This is a genomic window from Peterkaempfera podocarpi (assembly GCF_042466665.1).
Classification (GTDB): Bacteria; Actinomycetota; Actinomycetes; order Streptomycetales; family Streptomycetaceae; genus Peterkaempfera; species Peterkaempfera podocarpi.
The window spans coordinates 3,900,800-3,918,912 of record NZ_CP162102.1 but is presented as its reverse complement, the minus strand read 5'-3'; the positions used below and the strand labels follow the sequence as shown (position 1 = coordinate 3,918,912).

16 protein-coding genes are annotated in these 18,113 nt (G+C 71.2%); 9 read left to right on the top strand and 7 right to left on the bottom strand.

What is annotated here, in order from left to right; all coding sequences use genetic code 11:
- Positions 1-131 precede the first annotated feature (131 nt).
- The 5 genes from AB0761_RS17130 (at position 132) to ccsB (ending at position 5,057) form a co-directional block, all read left to right on the top strand.
- On the top strand, positions 132-704 hold the full coding sequence (locus tag AB0761_RS17130; protein WP_377269909.1) for a type 1 glutamine amidotransferase domain-containing protein: 573 nt from the start codon (positions 132-134) through the stop codon (positions 702-704).
- A gap of 111 nt (positions 705-815) precedes the next feature.
- Positions 816-1,433: a TlpA family protein disulfide reductase gene (locus tag AB0761_RS17125; protein ID WP_377269908.1), complete on the top strand. Its 618-nt coding sequence runs from the start codon at positions 816-818 to the stop codon at positions 1,431-1,433.
- Positions 1,430-2,209: a cytochrome c biogenesis CcdA family protein gene (locus tag AB0761_RS17120; RefSeq protein WP_377269907.1), complete on the top strand. Its 780-nt coding sequence runs from the start codon at positions 1,430-1,432 to the stop codon at positions 2,207-2,209. The genes AB0761_RS17125 and AB0761_RS17120 overlap by 4 nt, the downstream gene beginning before the upstream one ends.
- Positions 2,210-2,211: 2 nt before the next feature.
- Positions 2,212-3,918 (top strand): cytochrome c biogenesis protein ResB, encoded by a 1,707-nt coding sequence (locus AB0761_RS17115; protein ID WP_377269906.1) that lies wholly within the window; start codon positions 2,212-2,214, stop codon positions 3,916-3,918.
- A 2-nt stretch (positions 3,919-3,920) separates the two neighbouring features.
- The gene (gene ccsB / locus AB0761_RS17110; protein ID WP_377274158.1) at positions 3,921-5,057 is read left to right on the top strand and encodes a c-type cytochrome biogenesis protein CcsB; all 1,137 of its coding nucleotides are present in this window, start codon (positions 3,921-3,923) and stop codon (positions 5,055-5,057) included.
- A 209-nt stretch (positions 5,058-5,266) separates the two neighbouring features.
- Here ccsB and AB0761_RS17105 read toward each other — a convergent pair whose 3' ends face one another.
- The 4 genes from AB0761_RS17105 to AB0761_RS17090 all read right to left on the bottom strand — a co-directional run bounded on the left by AB0761_RS17105 (position 5,267) and on the right by AB0761_RS17090 (position 8,847).
- Positions 5,267-5,470 (bottom strand): acyl-CoA carboxylase subunit epsilon, encoded by a 204-nt coding sequence (locus AB0761_RS17105; protein WP_377269905.1) that lies wholly within the window; start codon positions 5,468-5,470, stop codon positions 5,267-5,269.
- Positions 5,471-5,486: 16 nt separating this feature from the next.
- Positions 5,487-7,094, bottom strand: coding sequence for an acyl-CoA carboxylase subunit beta (locus tag AB0761_RS17100; RefSeq protein WP_377269904.1), 1,608 nt, complete (start codon positions 7,092-7,094; stop codon positions 5,487-5,489).
- Between the two features lie 291 nt (positions 7,095-7,385).
- Positions 7,386-8,354, bottom strand: coding sequence for an isopenicillin N synthase family dioxygenase (locus AB0761_RS17095; RefSeq protein WP_377269903.1), 969 nt, complete (start codon positions 8,352-8,354; stop codon positions 7,386-7,388).
- Between the two features lie 40 nt (positions 8,355-8,394).
- Positions 8,395-8,847, bottom strand: a complete 453-nt coding sequence (locus tag AB0761_RS17090; RefSeq protein WP_377269902.1) for a nucleoside deaminase — start codon at positions 8,845-8,847, stop codon at positions 8,395-8,397.
- Positions 8,848-8,955: 108 nt separating this feature from the next.
- Here AB0761_RS17090 and AB0761_RS17085 point away from each other — a divergent pair, with 108 nt between their 5' ends.
- On the top strand, positions 8,956-10,212 hold the full coding sequence (locus tag AB0761_RS17085; protein WP_377269901.1) for a PucR family transcriptional regulator: 1,257 nt from the start codon (positions 8,956-8,958) through the stop codon (positions 10,210-10,212).
- A gap of 82 nt (positions 10,213-10,294) precedes the next feature.
- On the opposite strand, the gene AB0761_RS17080 is transcribed toward AB0761_RS17085, so the two are convergent.
- On the bottom strand, positions 10,295-11,698 hold the full coding sequence (locus AB0761_RS17080; protein ID WP_377269900.1) for a purine-cytosine permease family protein: 1,404 nt from the start codon (positions 11,696-11,698) through the stop codon (positions 10,295-10,297).
- A gap of 90 nt (positions 11,699-11,788) precedes the next feature.
- Entirely contained in the window at positions 11,789-12,220 is a 432-nt protein-coding gene (locus AB0761_RS17075) for a PLD nuclease N-terminal domain-containing protein (RefSeq protein ID WP_377269899.1), read from the bottom strand.
- A gap of 91 nt (positions 12,221-12,311) precedes the next feature.
- On the opposite strand from AB0761_RS17075, the gene AB0761_RS17070 reads away from it, so the two are divergent.
- The 3 genes from AB0761_RS17070 (at position 12,312) to AB0761_RS17060 (ending at position 17,297) form a co-directional block, all read left to right on the top strand.
- Positions 12,312-13,769 (top strand): menaquinone biosynthesis decarboxylase, encoded by a 1,458-nt coding sequence (locus tag AB0761_RS17070; RefSeq protein ID WP_377269898.1) that lies wholly within the window; start codon positions 12,312-12,314, stop codon positions 13,767-13,769.
- Entirely contained in the window at positions 13,766-14,689 is a 924-nt protein-coding gene (gene mqnP, locus AB0761_RS17065) for a menaquinone biosynthesis prenyltransferase MqnP (RefSeq protein WP_377269897.1), read from the top strand. The genes AB0761_RS17070 and mqnP overlap by 4 nt, the downstream gene beginning before the upstream one ends.
- 484 nt (positions 14,690-15,173) lie before the next feature.
- The gene (locus AB0761_RS17060; protein WP_377269895.1) at positions 15,174-17,297 is read left to right on the top strand and encodes a glycoside hydrolase family 44 protein; all 2,124 of its coding nucleotides are present in this window, start codon (positions 15,174-15,176) and stop codon (positions 17,295-17,297) included.
- Between the two features lie 152 nt (positions 17,298-17,449).
- On the opposite strand, the gene AB0761_RS17055 is transcribed toward AB0761_RS17060, so the two are convergent.
- Positions 17,450-18,112 carry a cyclase family protein gene (locus AB0761_RS17055; RefSeq protein ID WP_377269894.1) on the bottom strand — a complete coding sequence of 221 codons (663 nt, stop codon included), beginning with the start codon at positions 18,110-18,112 and terminating at the stop codon, positions 17,450-17,452.
- Between the last annotated feature and the right edge of the window lies 1 nt (position 18,113).

Below are 18,113 nucleotides of genomic sequence, written 5' to 3'. Positions count from 1 at the left end.
GGTGTCCGGGTCCCCGGGCCTCCGTCCGGACCGGGCAAGGGGGCGTCCTCGGATGGTTTCCTGCCGGGGGACCCGGGCAGGGGCGACGAATAGGGACAGAACGCCGGATTCGCGAAGGAGGGCGGTTCGTCGTGGACACCACCCTGCAGGGCAGGACCGTCGCCTTCCTCGCCGCCACCCAGGGGGTCGAGCAGGTCGAGCTCACCGGCCCCTGGAAGGCCGTCGAGGAAGCAGGCGGCAGGCCGCGGCTGGTCTCCACGCGGCCGGGCCGGATCCAGGCCTTCCACCATCTCGACAAGGCGGACACCTTCGAGGTGCACGATGTGGCGGGGGAGGTCTCCGCACAGCACTACGACGCCCTGGTGCTGCCCGGCGGGGTGGCCAACCCGGACTTCCTGCGGATCAACCGGGACGCGGTGGCGTTCGTCAGGGCGTTCTTCGACGCGGGCAAGCCGGTCGCGGCGATCTGCCATGCGCCGTGGACGCTGATCGAGGCCGGTGTGCTGCGAGGCCGGACCCTCACCTCCTGGCCCAGCCTGATGACCGACATCAGCAACGCCGGCGGCCACTGGGTCGACGAGGAGGTCAGGGTCTGCAGCCGTGGGTCGAACATCCTGGTCACCAGCCGCAGGCCGGACGACCTCCCGGCCTTCGAGCGGGCCCTGGTCGCCGAGTTCGCCCAGGGGCCCGTGATCGCGGCCTGAGCCGCGGTCCGGCGCTGCCGCAGGGCGGCGGTACGGCCCGCGCGGGGCGGGTGTGAGGTGCGACACCCGACCCCGATGAGGGCCGTGGGAAAGCCATGCGAAACTTTTCACATGAGTCCTGGCCGCCGCCCCGCCTCCCGCCGTACCCGCGCCCGTGTGCGCCTGGCCGCCCTCGCGGGTGTGGCCGTGATCGCCGCCGCGGGCTGCTCCTCCTCGGGGTCCTCGAGCGAGACGGCCGGGGCCGGCTTCGTCAGCGGCAGCGGCGGGATAGACACCGCGGCGGCCGGTGCCAGGCACGACGCACCGGACATCGCCGGCAAGACCGTGGACGGCACCCAGGCCAAGCTCTCCGACTACCGGGGCAAGGTCGTGGTGGTCAACGTCTGGGGGTCCTGGTGCCCGCCGTGCCGGCTGGAGGCCAAGGGCTTCGAGCAGGTGTGGAAGGACTACCAGGGCAAGGGCGTGCAGTTCCTCGGGATCAACACCCGGGACACCAGCGCACGCAACGCCGAGGTCTTCGAGAAGTCCTTCGGCATCACCTACCCCAGCCTCTACGACCCGGACGGCGCCCAGATCCTGCGCTTCCCCAAGGGCACCCTCAACCCCCAGGCCATCCCCTCCACCCTGGTGATCGACCGCCAGGGCCGGGTCGCGGCCCGGGCGCTGAAGCCGCTGGCCGCCGAGGATCTGGAGGCCATGCTCAAGCCGGTGCTCGCGGAGACGCCGTGACCGGCACGCTCCTGGCCGCCGTGGGCGACACCAACGCGACCGTGCTGCAGGGCGCCCTGCTGCTCGCGGTCCCGGTCGCCCTGCTGGCCGGCCTGGTGTCGTTCTTCTCCCCCTGCGTCCTGCCGCTGGTCCCCGGCTATCTGTCGTACGTCACCGGCTTCTCCGCCGCCGACCTGGCGGACGCCGGCGGGCGGCGGCGCGGCCGGATGCTGCTGGGCTCGCTGCTCTTCGTGCTCGGCTTCACCGCGGTCTTCGTCTCCGGCGGGGCCCTCTTCGGCTACTTCGGCAACACCCTGCAGGACCATCACCGGGCGATCTCACTGGTGATGGGCGTGGTCACCATCCTGATGGGGCTGGCCTTCATGGGCCTGCTCCCCGGCTTCACCATGCGCGAGGTCCGTTCCCACCGCCGTCCCACGGTCGGACTGATCGGCGCTCCGCTGCTGGGGTTGGTGTTCGGTGTGGGCTGGACCCCCTGCCTGGGACCCACCCTCACCTCGCTGCAGATGCTCTCCTTCAACCAGGCGAGCGCCGGCCGCGGAGCTTTCCTGATGGCCGTCTACTGCCTCGGTCTGGGCGTACCGTTCATCGTGGCGGCGCTCGCCTTCCGCCGTGCGCTGGATGCGTTCGGCTGGGTGAAGAGCCACTACCAGTGGGTGCTGCGCGTCGGCGGCGGGATGCTCGTCGTCGTGGGGCTGCTGCTCGTCACCGGCGCCTGGGACTCGCTGATCTCCCAACTCCAGTCCGCCACCCAGGGCTTCTCGATCGGAATCTGACCTTGAGCAACACGGACACCGGCACCGGCGCCAAGGCCCAGCAGCAGCTCGACGACGAGGCTGCCGCCGAGCGGCTCTCCACCGCACCCGTCGAGGAGCGCCCCGAGGACACCGTCCCCGCGCTGGGCGTGGTCGGCTGGCTGCGCTGGACCTGGCGGCAGCTCACCTCGATGCGGGTGGCGCTGATCCTGCTCTTCCTGCTCTCGCTGGCGGCCGTACCCGGCTCGCTGATCCCGCAGACCAGCTCCAACGCGCTGCGGGTCCAGCAGTGGAAGGCGGCCCACAGCACCGTCGCGCCGCTCTACGAGAAGCTCCAGCTGTTCGACGTCTACAGCTCGGTGTGGTTCTCCGCGATCTACATCCTGCTCTTTGTCTCGCTGGCCGGCTGCATCGTCCCGCGCAGCTGGCAGTTTGTCGGAGTGCTGCGCAGCCGTCCCCCGGCGGCCCCGCGCAACCTCACCAGGATGCCGGTGTACGCGACCTGGCGCACCGACGCCGCAGCAGCGGACGTCACCGCCGCGGCGGAGCGGCTGCTGGGCCGCCGGCGCTTCCGTGCGCACACCGCGGGCGACGCGGTGGCCTCCGAGAAGGGCTATCTGCGCGAGGTCGGCAATCTGCTCTTCCACATCTCGCTCTTCGGCCTGCTGATCGCCATGGCCTGGGGCAGCGTCGCGGGCGGCCAGGGCGGCAAGCTGGTGCTGGAGGGGCAGGGCTTCTCCAACACCATGACGCAGTACGACGACTTCAACGGTGCCGCCTTCTACGGTGCGGACGACCTGGACGCCTTCGGCTTCAAGCTGGACGGCTTCTCCGCGACGTACCAGACCAAGGGCGACCAGCTGGGCACCCCGCGGGACTTCACCGCGCACATCCGCTACTGGACCGGTACGGACAACAGCAAGCTGCGCAAGGGCACCATCAAGGTCAATGAGCCGCTGGAGGTGGCGGACAGCAAGGTCTATCTGATCGGCCACGGCTACTCGCCCGTCGTCACGGTGCGGAACGCCAAGGGCGAGGTGGTCTTCCAGGGCCCCACCCCCTTCCTGCCCCAGGACAACAACCTGACCTCCACCGGTGCCATCAAGGTCGGCGACTACGGCACCAAGGACGGCAAGAAGGTGCAGCTGGGCTTCTCCGGCATCTTCTCCCCGACCGCGCCGGTCAGCGCCTCCATGGCCACCGGCTGGAACTCGCTCTTCCCTGCCGCGGCCGACCCCAAGCTGATCATCACCGCCTACGCGGGCGACCTGGGCACCGACGCCGGCCTGCCGCAGAACGTCTACCAGCTGGACATCGCCCATATGAAGCAGCTGTCCCAGGACGGCAACAAGGCCGCGGTGGCCCTGAAGCCCGGCCAGGGCTGGACCCTGCCGGACGGCTACGGCACCATCAGCTTCGACGGCTACCAGCAGTGGGCCAGCTTCAACATCGCCCACCGCCCCGGCAACAGCGTGGCGCTCGGCAGCGCGGCCCTGGCAGTGCTCGGCCTGATCGGCTCGCTGCTGATCCAGCGGCGCCGGATCTGGGTGCGGGCCACCGAAGCGGAGGACGGCACCACCGTGGTGGAGATGGCGGGCCTGGCCCGCAGCGAGTCCGCCAGGATCGCCGAAGAGCTCGCCGACCTCGCAGTCGCCCTCCAGGACGATGCACCGGCCCTGCCCGAGGAGTCCGAGACGCCCGTGAACGAGCTGACCGAGAAGAGGGGTTGACGGTGGTCCTTGCCACGGCGGTCAACGAACATTTGGCCAACATCTCCAACTACCTGATCTACTCGGCGATGGCGGTGTACACGCTGGCGATGCTCGCCCACGCCTTCGAGTGGGCCTTCGGCAGCCGGGGCGCGGTCGCCCGGCGCTCCGCCGAGCAGGGCGGCACGCTGGCCGAGACCGTGGCGTCCGCCGCGCAGCCCGCCGCCAAGAAGGTCACCGTCACGGTGGCCTCGGCAGGCGGCCGCACGGCCACCCTCACCCGTACCGCCCTGGCCGGCGAGGGCGCCACCGTGGTCACCAGCGGCCGTGGCGGCGACGACGAGGCCGACGGCCCCGGCGCGGCGGGCAGCGACGACCAGGCCGACATGCTGGGCCGGATGGCGGTCTCGCTCACCGTGCTGGGCCTGCTGCTGCACTTCGGCGGTGTGCTGACCCGCGGTCTGTCGGTGACCCGCTGGCCGTGGGGCAACATGTACGAGTTCTCCTGCGCCCTGGCCTTCACCGCGGTCGCCGCGTACCTGGTGCTGCTGGCCACCGGCAAGAAGGTGCGCTGGCTCGGCCTGCCGGTGGTGCTCTCGGCGCTGCTGACGCTCGGTCTGGCGGTGACCGTCCTCTACACCGACTCCGAGCAGCTGGTGCCGGCGCTGCACTCGCCGTTCCTGGCGATCCATGTCACCGCGGCGATCATCTGCGGCGGCGCCTTCCACGCGGCGTTCGTGGCCACCGCGCTGTATCTGCTCAAGGACACCTACGACCGGCGGATCGCCGCCGGGCAGACCACCGGCCCGCTGGGTACCGCCCCCTCGATCTGGCAGCGGCTGCCCTCGGCCGGGACGCTGGACAAGCTGGCCTACCGGATCAATGCGGTGATCTTCCCGCTGTGGACCTTCACCATCATCGCGGGCGCCATCTGGGCCGAGAAGGCATGGGGCCGGTACTGGGAGTGGGACCCCAAGGAGACCTGGTCCTTCATCACTTGGGTCGCCTACGCCGCCTATCTGCACGCCCGCGCCACCGCCGGCTGGAAGGGGCGCAAGGCTGCCTATCTGGCGCTGCTGGCCTTCGCCTGCTTCGTCTTCAACTACTACGGGGTCAACATCTTCGTCACCGGCAAGCACTCCTACGCCGGCGTCGGCTGATCGCAGCACCGGCCCAGGCTCGGGGCACTGAGCGGTCCGCCCGGCATCGGCGCGGACTGCTCAGTGCCCCGAGCTGTATCTGCCGGGCGCGGGCTGCCCGCACCGCGCAGATCGCGACCGCACAGACCCCGGACAACACAGACCCTGTACAGCACAGACGGCCCGGCTCCATGGAGGAGCCGGGCCGTTCGTTGTGCCTGTGCCGACTGTCAGGCGGCGGTCTGCCAGCTGAGCGGCGAGGTGTACGCCGAGTAGGACGGGAGGCGCTCAAGGCGCCGCCAGCGGGCCACCGGCTCGGTGCCGCGGGAGGTCTGCTGCCGGGCAGCGGTGCCGGCGGCGGCGCGGGCGAGGAGCACGGCGGTGACGGCGGCGAGTTCCTCGTCGGTCAGGCTGCCCTTGACGACCTGGATCATCGATGGACTCCTTCGGTCACATGGGCGGGTTGCCGTGCTTGCGCGACGGCAGGTCGGCGTGTTTGGTGCGGAGCATGGCGAGGGAGCGGATGAGCACCTCGCGGGTTTCTGCGGGGTCGATGACGTCGTCGACCAGGCCGCGTTCGGCCGCGTAGTAGGGGTGCATGAGTTCGCTCTTGTATTCCTTGACCATGCGGGTGCGCATGGCGTCGGGGTCGTCGGCGGCGTTGATCTGGCGGCGGAAGATGACGTTGGCGGCGCCTTCGGCGCCCATGACGGCGATCTCGTTGGTGGGCCAGGCGTAGGACAGGTCCGCGCCGACGGAGCGGGAGTCCATGACGATGTAGGCGCCGCCGTAGGCCTTGCGCAGGATCAGCTGGATCCGCGGCACGGTGGCGTTGCAGTAGGCATACAGCAGCTTGGCGCCGTGGCGGATGATGCCGCCGTGTTCCTGGTCGACGCCGGGGAGGAAGCCGGGGACGTCCAGGAGGGTGATGAGGGGGATGTTGAAGGCATCGCACATCTGGACGAAGCGGGCTGCCTTCTCGGACGCCTCGATGTCCAGGACCCCGGCGAGGGACTGGGGCTGGTTGGCGATGAGGCCGACGACCTGTCCGTCCATGCGCGCCAGGGCGCAGATGACGTTGGTGGCCCAGCGTTCGTGGACCTCCATGAAGGTGGCGTCGTCGACGATCTCCTCGATGACCTTGCGCATGTCGTAGGGCCGGTTGCCGTCGGCGGGGACGAGGTCCAGGAGGGCTTCGGCGCGGCGGTCGACGGGGTCGTCGGTGGGGACGGCCGGCGGGGTCTCGCGGTTGTTGCTGGGGAGCAGGGTGAGGAGGTAGCGGACCTCTTCGAGGCAGGTCTGCTCGTCGTCGTAGGCGAAGTGGCACACCCCGGAGACCTCGGCGTGGACGTCGGCGCCGCCCAGGCCGTTCTGGGAGATCTGCTCGCCGGTGACGGCCTTGACCACATCCGGACCGGTGATGAACATCTGGGAGGTCTCGCGGACCATGAAGACGAAGTCGGTCAGGGCGGGGGAGTAGGCGGCTCCGCCGGCGCAGGGGCCGAGCATGACGGAGATCTGCGGGATGACGCCGGAGGCGCGGGTGTTGCGCTGGAAGATGCCGCCGTAGCCGGCGAGGGCGGTGACGCCCTCCTGGATGCGGGCGCCCGCGCCGTCGTTGAGCGAGACGAGGGGGGCGCCGGCGGCGATGGCCATGTCCATGATCTTGTGGATCTTCTGGGCGTGGGCTTCGCCCAGTGCGCCGCCGAAGATGCGGAAGTCATGGGCGTAGACGAAGACGGTCCGGCCGTGGACGGTGCCCCAGCCGGTCACCACACCATCGGTGTAGGGCTTCTTCGCCTCCAGGCCGAAACCGGTCGCGCGGTGCCGCCGCAACGGCTCCACCTCACTGAACGACCCCTCGTCCAGCAACAACTCGATCCGCTCCCGAGCCGTCAGCTTCCCCTTGGCGTGCTGCGCCTCGGTGGCCTTCTCGCTCGGGCCGCTGCGTGCCCGGTCCTTGATGTCGCGCAGCTCCGCGACTCGCCCCCGGGCGTCGACCGGGGCGGACGGGACCTCTCCAGCCCCCTCGGTGGTCGCCGCTTCCAGAACCGTCATCTCCAACCACTCCAAGTCTGTCCGGAATCGCTCGGCGGCCGGGTCGACGGCTCCACCACAGCGATGTGAGGAGCGCACGCGACGGCAGGGTCGGCTGCGGCGGCTGCGAACACTTCCCTTACGACCTTACGAGCGGTCTGCATCCCGCACGGGGGTCGATTCCGTACAAGGTCCGACCGGATTCCATGTCTGAGCCGGACAGGAGGTACCGATGGCGAACCATCGCAAAACGGTCCGGAGGCGGATCCGCCGCTGTCCGGATCCGCCCCGCAGGCCCTTGATTCCGGAGGTCTACGCCACGGAGATGGCGTCCAGCTTCGCTCTCAGGTAGTCCGTGGAGTCGACGGTCGGGTACGCCGTACGGCCGATGGGCGGGGGCAGCGGGGAGACCGCCGTACGCGGATCGCACTCATAGAACCAAACGAGTGAAACCAGCTCCTCCGAGGGGGCCTCGGGGGAGGGCGGCAGCACCCGGTGCCGGCCCGACCGCCACCGGTCCCCGGTCCAGCGGGCCATCAGATCGCCGATGTTCACGGTGAGCGCCTCGGGGTCCCAGGGGGCGTCCTCCCAGCCCTGCTCCTCCGTCCACACCTGGAGGCCGCCGCGGCCCTGCTGCCGGTCCAGGAGGGTCACCGTGCCGAAGTCGGTGTGCGGGCCGATCCGGTACTGGCCGGGCAGCGGCTCGCCCACCACCTCGGTGCCCGGGTAGCGGTTGACGTTCAGGGTGTAGGTGGGCCGTGCGGTGTGCCGGGTGAAGAAGTCCTCGTCCTGCCCCAGCGCGGCCGCCAGCAGCCGGAGCACCTCGTCGGAGACCGCGCGCATCCGGGCGCCGTACGCCTCCAGCAGCGGGCGCAGCCGGGGCACCTCGGACGGCCAGACGTTGTCCTGGAACCAGAAGGCGTCCAGCCCGGCGTCGCCCGTCCGCTGCTCCGCCCCCGTCGACCAGGACTCCTTGAGGTCCGGCGGGGTCACGGTGCCCTCCGCGTTGCCGTTGGCCTCCACGCCGGGGCCCAGCCAGCCGCGGCCCCCGACGCCCACCGCGTACCGCTGCTTGACCTCCGCCGGCAGCAGGAAGAACTCGCGGGCGGCGGCCCGCACCCGGGCCCGCTCCCCCTGGGTCACCCCATGACCGGTGACCAGCAGGAAGCCGGCCCGGCTCCGCGCTTCGTCCACCGCAGTCGCGCTGCGAGCCCGTGCGTCGGCGTCCCCGGACAGCCACGGACCCAGGTCCACCGTCGGAATACGCCACCCCGCCGTCACGCCCGCCCCTTCCGCTACGCCCACCCGCCCCGCCTCCCGCTCACTCGCCGATGTCCTCGAACCAGACCTCGGGGCGCTCCGCGATGAACCGCCGCATCAGAGCGGTGCAGTCCGGATCGTCCAGGACCACCACCTCCACCCCGTGCTCGGCCAGCCAGTCATGGCCGCCGTGGAAGGTCTCCGCCTCGCCGACCACCACCCGGCCGATGCCGAACTGGCGCACCAGGCCACTGCAGTACCAGCACGGAGACAGCGTGGTCACCATCGTGGTCCTCCGGTATCCGCGCAGCCGCCCCGCAGCCCGGAACGCGGCGGTCTCCGCGTGCATCGACGGATCCCCGTCCTGCACTCTGCGGTTGTGTCCGCGCCCCAGCACCCGCCCGTCCGCCCCGAACAGCGCCGCCCCGATCGGGACGCCGCCCTCGGCGAGCCCGGCCCGCGCCTCCTCCAGCGCGACCGCCAGCATCATCCGCAGTTCCGCCGTCTCGCTCATGGCCCCACTCTCCCGTTCCCGAAACACCGTGGCAACGTGCGCTCAGTACCCTCCCGGACGCTGCCGCACGTACGGAGTGTCAGCTCCTTCTCGGCCCCGGGAGGCATCGTGACCGCCCTCACGCTCCGCGACATCCTCTCCTTCGAGGTCCTCGGCCGGGCCGCACCCGAGGTCCTCAGCGGCGCGGGCGCCCTGGACCGGCCGGTGCGCTGGGTGCACTCAGGCGAGGTGCACGAGGGCGCGTCCTTCCTGTACGGCGGGGAACTGCTGCTCACCAACGGGTTCGGCCTCTCCGGCGCCGACGCCGGAGGGCGCCGCGCGTATGTGAGGGAGCTGGCCGCCCGCGGGGTCGCCGGAGTCGCCGTGGAGGTCGGCCGGTCGCTGCCCGACATACCCGCGGAGGTGGTCGCGGAGAGCACCCGGGTGGACCTGCCGCTGGTGGCGCTGCGCCGGGTGGTCCCCTTCGTCCGCATCGCCGAGGCCGTCAACACCGCGATCGTCGCCCTGGCGCTGGCCGAGCGCACCGCGAGCCGCCTGCGGGACATCCCGGGTGCCGCACCGGTCGCCGATCGGGAGGCATACGCCGCCGCACTGCTCGCCGAGCTGGCCGACGGGAGCGAGCCGAGCCAGGCCGAGGCGCTCGCTCGCGCCGCGCAGGCGGGCTTCCGGCCCGGGCGCGGCCACCGCCTGCTCGGCCTCGCAGCCCGCGGGCTGCCGACGCCGGTGCTGGAGAGGGCGGCCCGGGGGGCCGGTGGGACCGTCCTGGCCGCCTCGTTCCCCGGCGTCGTGCTGGCCCTGCTGTCCCTCCCGCCGTCGGCCGGCCGGGACGCCGTGCAGGCAGCCCGGCAGGCCCTGTACGAGACGCGGACCCCGATGGCCGCAGCCGTCGGCCCGGCGGTACCTGCCGAAGCGCCCTGGGCCCGTTGGGGGGAAACCCTGCGGGAGGCCAGAGCGGCCCTGGAGCTGTCCGTCGGTGTACCACCGGCAGAGCCGGGCCGTACCCGCCCCGGGGAGCCGCAGATCACCACGGCACGGGCGCTGGCCCTGGAGCGGGAACTCACCCGGGGTACCTCACCGGCGGGTCGCCGCGACCACCTCGCCGGGCTGGCCTCCGGCACCCTGGGTCCGCTGCTGGAGTGGGAGGCCACCCACCCCAGCGACCTGGTCCGCACCCTGGAGGTCCATCTACGCAACGGCTGCAGCCCCACCCGTACGGCTGCCTTGCTGCACATCGGCCGGCAGTCCCTCTACCAGCGGCTGGAGCGTATCGTCGGGCTGCTCGGACGCGACATCACCGACCCGGAGGCGCACGCCGAGCTGCTGATCGCCGCCTGCGCGCACCGGCTGCTGCGGGCACCCGGCTGATCCTGACCGGCCGGCCGCACCGGAGCCCGCAGCGTGGGGCTTCAGCCGCGGGACGGGGCCAGCAGCGGGATCCGGCGCAGCGTCACATACACCACCGCCGCCAGCACAAAGCCCACCAGGCAGGTGATGTCACCCACGCCCGGATGCGCGTCGGCGACGATGCCGGTGAATTCTGCTGGTTGGAGAAGAGCAGCACCGACACCAGCACTCCGGCCAGCATCGCCACCGGCCCCGCCCACGCCGTGAAGGAGCGGTCCGCCAGCCGTGCGGCCGTCGCCGTGTCGGCCTCACCCGTACGGCTGCGCAGCCACTGTTCGGTGAGGACCACTCCCAGCCAGGGTGCCACCCAGTAGGAGATGATCAACAGAAAGGCCTCGTAGGAGGCGCCGGCGTCGTCCAGCCCGGTCCAGGCCACCAGGAAACCCAGCACTCCCACGACCAGCGCCACCGGGCCGCGGGGCAGCCGGCGCAGTCCCAGCGAGACAAAGGACATGGTCGCCGAGTAGACGTTGATCGCATTGGCGGAGACCGCGCCCAGCACGATCGCCAACAGGGTGAGGTTCCCCAGCCAGCCCGGCAGATGGCCGGTGAAGGCGGCCGTGGGGTTGGACTCCCCGCCGGCGATGGTGGCCGAGGCGGCGCCCACCACGGCCAGTACCGAGCATCCCAGGAAGATCCCGAGGCCGGGGAAGAGCATCACCAGCCGACGGGGTGCGGACGTGGGCAGGTAGCGGGTGTAGTCGGAGGCGAAGGGATTCCAGCCCGCCGCGTAGCCGAAGGCCGCGCTGAACGCCAGCATGAAGCCCCCCGCGGTGCCCCCGGTGCTCCCGCTGCCGGACAGGTGCGCCTTGCCCAGGGTCACCACGGAGGCGGCGGCGAAGACCAGGGTGAGCACCGGCAGTGCGTACTTCTCGAAGGAGTGCACGAAGTTGTGGCCCAGATACGCCACCGCGATCTGCGCCAGCACCACGATCACCAGACAGAGCAGGGTGGGCAGACCGGTGAGGGTGTCCAGCGCGAAGGCCCCGGAGACGCTGTTGACCGCGAACCAGCCGAACCCTGCCGTGGCGGCGTTGAGCACCGCGGGGAAGGCGTTGCCGAGGAAGCCGAAGGCCGACCGGCTCAGCACCATCTGCGGCACCCCGAAGCGGGGGCCGCCGGTGCTCAGCACTGCCTGTGTCAGCGCGCCCAGCGCGGAGCCCAGCAGCAGGGCGGCGACGGCGGTCCAGAAGCCCAGGCCGAAGAAGAGCACGGAGATCACACCGATGTAGACGGTGGCGAACTCCATGTTGGGGGACAGCCAGGTCCAGAGCAGTTGCAGCGGACGGCCGTGGCGGGCGTCGGCCGGGACCGGCTCGGCGCCGGTCGGCTCCACCGCGACGATGTGGGCGCCGTAGGCCGTGATGTCGGAGAAGAGGTCCGCGGCGGTGGCAGGGGGCACCGGAGGTGACGTACCGTCACCTCCGGTGGCGGGGGCAGTGGTCATAGCCACCAATGTCGGGCCGGGGGCGGGGCCGGCCAAGAGGCGGTGCGTCCGTTTCCGGCCGCTGCGGTACGTGCATTCCGTACGTGGCCGTCAGCTGTCGGAGTCCCGCTCCGTGGTGCCCTCGGGGCTGTCGGAGCGGCGGCGCAGCTCCTCCTCCCGGCGGCGCAGATCGGACTCCCACTGCTTGAGCATGTCCTCGTGCTGAGCGTTGTGCCGCTTGAGGGAGGCCAGGAACTCCGGGTCGTCGTCCGGGGCCAGGACACGCCGCTGCGGCCGCTCGTACTCCGGGTATCCGGCGGTGCCGGACGGCCACGGCACCTGGCGGCGGCCCGCCCCGGCCCGGCTGCGGCCCGCGACCAGCCAGGCGATCGGCCCGACCAGCACCTCGCCGAAGAAGAGGATCAGCAGGATCCAGACCACCTTGGGCAGATGCCTGACCTCCTCCTCCGGGGTGATCAGACAGTCGATGAAGGCCCAGATCCACAGGGCGAGGACGAGCAGGAACGGCAGATACCTCAGCACGGTGGTGCAACTCCCCCGGTACGACGGCTCCCTCCCCCTGAGAGGGACCTCATGACGGGACCAGGGTAGTGCGTGGCGGATACTGACAGGCATGGCATACGACGATCTTCGGTCCTTCCTGCGGGCGCTGGAGCGCGAGGGAGACCTCAGGCGCATCAAGGCCCAGGTGGACCCGCATCTGGAGATCGGCGAGATCGTCGACCGGGTGCAGAAGGCCAAGGGGCCGGCGCTGCTCTTCGAGGACGTCAAGGGCTCGTCGATGCCGCTGGCGATGAATGTCTTCGGCACCGAGCGCAGGCTGGCCAAGGCGCTGGGCCTGAAGTCGCCGGACGACATCTCGCAGAAGATCGCCGGGCTGCTGAAGCCCGAACTCCCGCAGGGCTTCACCGGGTTCCGCGACGCCTTCGGCAAGCTGGCCTCGATGGCCCACGTCCCGCCGAAGAAGGTCAAGCCGGGTGAGGCGCCGGTGCAGGAGGTGGTGCTCACCGGTGACGAGGTCGACCTGGAGCAGCTGCCGGCCCTGTTCACCTGGCCGCTGGACGGCGGTTCCTTCTTCAACCTGGGCCTGACCCACACCAAGGACCCCGACACCGGGGTACGCAACCTCGGCCTCTACCGGCTGCAGCGCCACGACAAGCGCACCATCGGGATGCACTGGCAGATCCACAAGGACAGCCGCAACCACTACCAGGCCGCGGCCCGGCGCGGTGAGCGGCTGCCGGTCGCGATCGCCTTCGGCTGCCCGCCGGCGGTCACCTACGCGGCCACCGCACCGCTGCCCGGTGACATCGACGAGTACCTCTTCGCCGGGTTCGTGCAGGGCGAGCGGGTGCGGATGGTGGACTGCCGTACGGTGCCGCTCCAGGTGCCCGCCGACGCCGAGGTGGTGCTGGAGGGCTGGCTGGAGCCCGGGGTGACGCTGCCGGAGGGTCCGTTCGGGGACCACACCGGCTTCTACACCCCGCAGGAGCCCTTCCCCGCGCTGACCATCGACTGCGTGACCATGCGGCGCCGGCCGATCCTGCAGTCCGTGGTGGTGGGCCGGCCGCCCACCGAGGATGGGCCGCTGGGGAAGTTCACCGAGCGGTTCTTCCTGCCGCTGCTGAAGATCATCATTCCGGATATCGTCGACTACGACCTGCCGGAGGCGGGCGGCTTCCACAACTGTGTGATCGTCGCCATCGACAAGAAGTACCCCAAGCACGCCCAGAAGGTGATGCATGCCATCTGGGGCGCCCACATGATGTCGCTCACCAAGCTGATCATCGTGGTGGACGCGGACTGCAACGTCCACGACTACCACGAGGTCGCCTGGCGGGCGCTGGGCAACACCGACTACAGCCGCGACCTGGTGGTGGTGGAGGGGCCGGTCGACCATCTGGACCACGCCTCCTACCAGCAGTTCTGGGGCGGCAAGGCCGGTATCGACGCCACTCGCAAGCTGCCCGAGGAGGGCTACACCCGCGACGGCGGCTGGCCAGAGATGATCACCTCCGACCCGGACACCGCCGCCCTGGTCACCCGACGCTGGAAGGAATACGGACTGTGAGCGACGCCGCTCTCGGCCACCAGACCCCGCCGACTCCCGTCGCCACCCCTGGGCGCACCAGGGCGTTCCTGCGCCTGGTGATGATCGAGCACTCGGTCTTCGCGCTGCCCTTCGCCTATACCGCCGCCCTCACCGCGATGTACCTCGACGGCGGCACGGTGAAGTGGCTCGACCTGCTACTGGTCACCGTGGCGATGGTCGGACTGCGCACCTTCGCGATGGCCGCCAACCGGATCATCGACCGGGAGATCGACGCCCGGAACCCCCGGACCGCGGGCCGCGAGCTGGTCACCGGAGCCGTCTCCGTCCGCTCCGCCTGGACCGGCGCCCTGGTCGCCCTGGTGTTCTTCCTCGGCGCCGCGGCGCTGCTGAACCCGCTCTGCCTGGCGCTGGCCCCGATCGCGGTCGTGCCGATGGTGGTCTATCCCTACGGCAAGCGGTTCACCGACTTCCCGCACGCCATACTGGGCCTCGCCCAGGCCATGGGCCCGATCGGCGCCTGGATCGCCGTCACGGGCCAGTGGTCCTGGGAGGCGGTGGTGCTCGGTCTGGCCGTCGGAGTCTGGATCGGCGGCTTCGACCTGATCTACGCCTGCCAGGACGTCGCAGCCGACCGCGCCCACGGCGTCCGCTCGGTGCCGGCCCGCTTCGGCATCGCCGGCTCGCTGTACGGCGCCCGCGCCTGCCATGCCGTCACCACGGCCCTCTTTGTCTGGTACGCCCTGCTCACCGACGCGGGCCTGGCCTTCTGGCTGGGACTGGCCGTGGTGGTCTGCGCCTTCCTGTACGAGCACACCACCGTCAAGCCCGGTGACCTCTCCCGGCTGAACCGCGCCTTCTTCACGGTCAACGGTTTTGTCGGCATCGCTCTCTTCTGCTTCGCCCTCCTCGATCTGGTGCTGCGCGGCCTGGGCGTCTGAGGGTCTGAGGGTCTGAGGGTCTGAGGGCGACCGTCACCCGTTCGGCGGAGCGGCAGGGCACACCTGTGGATGCTCCGACGTGCAGACAGGTCGTACCTGCCGACCTGCCGGCGTTGAGCTGTCTCACGGTCGAGGACCGGGTGGACCTGCCGGAGCAGCCCGCAAGGAGAGCAGCGAGGAGCCTCCCGGGGGGCGTGCCCGTGTGGGATCCGGATCGCCGGGGAGCTCGGCCGGGCGGGTTCACGGCCGGGGGCCGCCGGGTGACGTCCAGGAGGGCCGAGGCAGGGGGTCACAGAGGACCGTCCCTTCTCTTGACAGTGGGCTGACAGCTCGTCCAGTCTCTTGGGAGCGCTCCCAAACCCTATGCCGCCCGTGTATCCGCGGTCGTGCCCATACGGAGCACTCCCGGGTGCGGCGCTGATGGCGCTCCCCGAGCCCTTCGACGTCCACGTCGCGTCGCATCCGCTCGAAGGAGAGCCTGTCCATGCAGCGCACCACGCTCCTCCTCTCCACCCTGCTCGTCTCGGCCCTGGCCGGGACCGCACTGGCCACCGGTCCGGCCCTTGCCGCGCCCCGGGCCTCGTCCGCCGCCGCCGCGGCGGCTTCGCTCACCGTCGACCCGGCCACCGGCCGCCACGCCATCAGCCGCGATGTCTACGGCATGAACTTCGCCGACGCGGGCCTCGCCGCCGAGCTGAAGCTGCCCGTGGACCGCTTCGGCGGCAACGCCACCACCCGGTACAACTACCTGACCGACACCAGCAACCGGGCCAGTGACTGGTACTTCGAGAACATCCCCGAGGACGTCGCCGACCCCGGCGCACTGCCGGACGGCTCCTCCGCCGACGCCTTCATCGACAAGGACCGCGCCGCCGGCACCGCCACCGACATCACCGTGCCGCTGATCGGCTGGGTGCCCAAGAACTCGCGCGACAAGCTGTGCGGATTCAGCGTCGCCAAGTACGGCCCGCAGCAGTCCACCGACCAGTGGGCCCCGGACTGCGGCAACGGCCTCAAGCCCGACGGCACCCCCATCACCGGCAACGACCCCACCGACACCAGCATGCCCGCGGGCGCCGACTACGTCTCCGGCTGGGTGAAGTACCTGACGGGGAAGTACGGCGACGCGGTGCACGGCGGGGTGAAGTTCTACAACCTCGACAACGAGCCGGACATCTGGCACTCCACCCACCGGGACGTCCACCCCAAGGGCGCGAGCTACGACGAGATGAAGGACTCCACCTACGCGGTGGCCTCCGCCATCAAGGCCGCCGACCCGGGTGCGAAGACCCTCGGCCCCACCGGCTGGGGCTGGAGCTCCATCACCCTCTCCGGCTCCGACCAGCAGACCTGCAACGCCCAGGGCGGCAGCTGCTGGTCCAACCCGCCGGACCGCGCGGCGCACGGCGGCACCGACTTCGGGGCCTGGTACCTCCAGCAGATGGCCGCGTACGAGAAGGCGCACGGCACCCGGATCCTCGACTACTACGACAACCACTGGTACCCCCAGGCCAGCGGTGTCTCCGGGTCGAACGACGACGCGGCCACCCAGGCAGTGCGGCTGCGCTCCACCCGGGGGCTGTGGGACCCGACGTACACCGACGAGAGCTGGATCAACCAGCCCGTGATGGCGATCCCGCGGATGAAGTCGCTGGTGGACGCCAACTACCCGGGGACCAGGACCGCCATCACCGAGTACAACTGGGGTGCCCTGGACAAGATCGACGGCGGTGTCGCCGAGGCCGACATCCTCGGCATCTTCGGCCGCGAGGGCCTCGATCTGGCCACCCTCTGGGCGCCGCCCGCACCCACCGACCCGGGGGCCTTCGCCTTCCGGATGTACCTGAACTACGACGGTGCCGGCTCCTCCTTCGGTGACACCGCGGTCCAGGCGGCCAGCACCGACCAGGACCAGGTGGCGGTGTACGCGGCCCAGCGCAGCAGCGACAAGAACCTCACCGTGATGGTGGTCAACAAGTCCCCCGACGCCGTGACCTCACCGCTCACCGTCGCCGGGCTGAGCGGCAGCAGCGCCGCCAAGGTCTACCAGTACGGCCAGGGCGACCTCACGGCCATCAAGCACCTGGCCGACCAGCAGCTCACCAACGGCAGCGCCTCGCTGACCCTGCCCGGCTACTCCGTCACCGAGCTGGTGCTGCCGCCGGCCGACTCCACGACCCCGCCGACCACCCCGCCCACCACCACCCCGCCCACCACCACTCCGCCCACCACCACTCCGCCGACCACGACCCCGCCGACCACCCCGCCCACCACCACTCCGCCGACCAGCAACTGCACCGTCACCTACACCAAGCAGAGCGAGTGGTCCGGCGGCTTCACGGCCGATGTCACCCTCCACAACACCGGCAGCTCCGCGCTGAACGGCTGGACCCTCGGCTGGACCTTCCCCGGTGACCAGCAGGTGACCAACACCTGGAACGCCCGCCTCACCCAGACCGGCCAGAACGTCAGCGCCGCGGCCCAGACCTACAACGCGGTGGTCAGCCCCGGCGGCTCGGTCTCCTTCGGCTTCCAGGGCACCTGGAAGAACAGCGACGCCGCCCCGACCGCCTTCACCCTCAACGGCGCCTCCTGCGGGACCGCCTGACGGACCGGCATACACCGGCGCCCAGGACCGACCCGGTCCTGGGCGCCACGGTGTCCCAGCCCGGCGGTCAGCCCCAGGCCGTCGGCAGCCCCAGGCCGTCGGGCAGCCCCAGCCCGGCGGTCAGCCCCAGGCCGTCGGGCAGCCCCGGGGCGTCAGCCGAGGCGGGCGACGGCCCGGACCGGGGCGCCGTCGGAGGCGGTGAGACGGAGCGGGAAGAGCGAGAGCTCGACGGGGACCCCGGCGGCGTCCGCCTCGGCGACCGGGCCGAGGTTGGTGAGGTTCTCGGCGATGACCGCGCCCGCACCGCACAGGATGCGGTGGGCGGGCAGCGCGGTGCCGGCTTCGAGACTCGGGTCCACACTGAGGGCGTCCACCGCGACGGTGCGGGTCCCCGTGTCCACGACGGCCTGGGCGGCCTCGGTGGTGAGCCACGGGTGGGCGGCGTACCGGTCGGTCTCCCAGTGGGCGGCCCAGCCGGTGCAGAGCACCAGGATCACGCCGGGCCCGAGCCGCGGCAGGGCGGCCGCGAGATGGTCCGGGGTGATGGCGGCGGCGGGCTCCAGACCGCGGACGTCGGCGACCACGGCAGGGCCGGTGAAGAGGTCCAGCGGCAACCCCTCCAGGGTCGGCCAGGTGTCGTCGACATGGTACGGAGCGTCGACATGGGTGCCCGACTGCGAGCCGAGGTGCAGCCGCAGCACATTCACTCCGTCGTCGGCGGCCCGCAGCGCGGGGGCCATGGAGACCTCCGGGTCGCCCGGGTAGACGGGCATACCGGTGAAGACAGGGACGGACAGGTCCACCAGGGTGCTCATG

Bases quoted from the DNA above. Each gene is read 5' to 3' on its own strand.
- AB0761_RS17125 (WP_377269908.1), top strand. From the start codon at position 816: ATGAGTCCTGGCCGCCGCCCCGCCTCCCGCCGTACCCGCGCCCGTGTG.
- AB0761_RS17105 (WP_377269905.1), bottom strand. From the start codon at position 5,470: ATGATCCAGGTCGTCAAGGGCAGCCTGACCGACGAGGAACTCGCCGCC.
- AB0761_RS17100 (WP_377269904.1), bottom strand. From the start codon at position 7,094: ATGACGGTTCTGGAAGCGGCGACCACCGAGGGGGCTGGAGAGGTCCCG.
- AB0761_RS17090 (WP_377269902.1), bottom strand. From the start codon at position 8,847: ATGAGCGAGACGGCGGAACTGCGGATGATGCTGGCGGTCGCGCTGGAG.
- AB0761_RS17080 (WP_377269900.1), bottom strand. From the start codon at position 11,698: ATGACCACTGCCCCCGCCACCGGAGGTGACGGTACGTCACCTCCGGTG.
- AB0761_RS17070 (WP_377269898.1), top strand. From the start codon at position 12,312: ATGGCATACGACGATCTTCGGTCCTTCCTGCGGGCGCTGGAGCGCGAG.
- AB0761_RS17060 (WP_377269895.1), top strand. From the start codon at position 15,174: ATGCAGCGCACCACGCTCCTCCTCTCCACCCTGCTCGTCTCGGCCCTG.
- AB0761_RS17055 (WP_377269894.1), bottom strand. From the start codon at position 18,112: ATGAGCACCCTGGTGGACCTGTCCGTCCCTGTCTTCACCGGTATGCCC.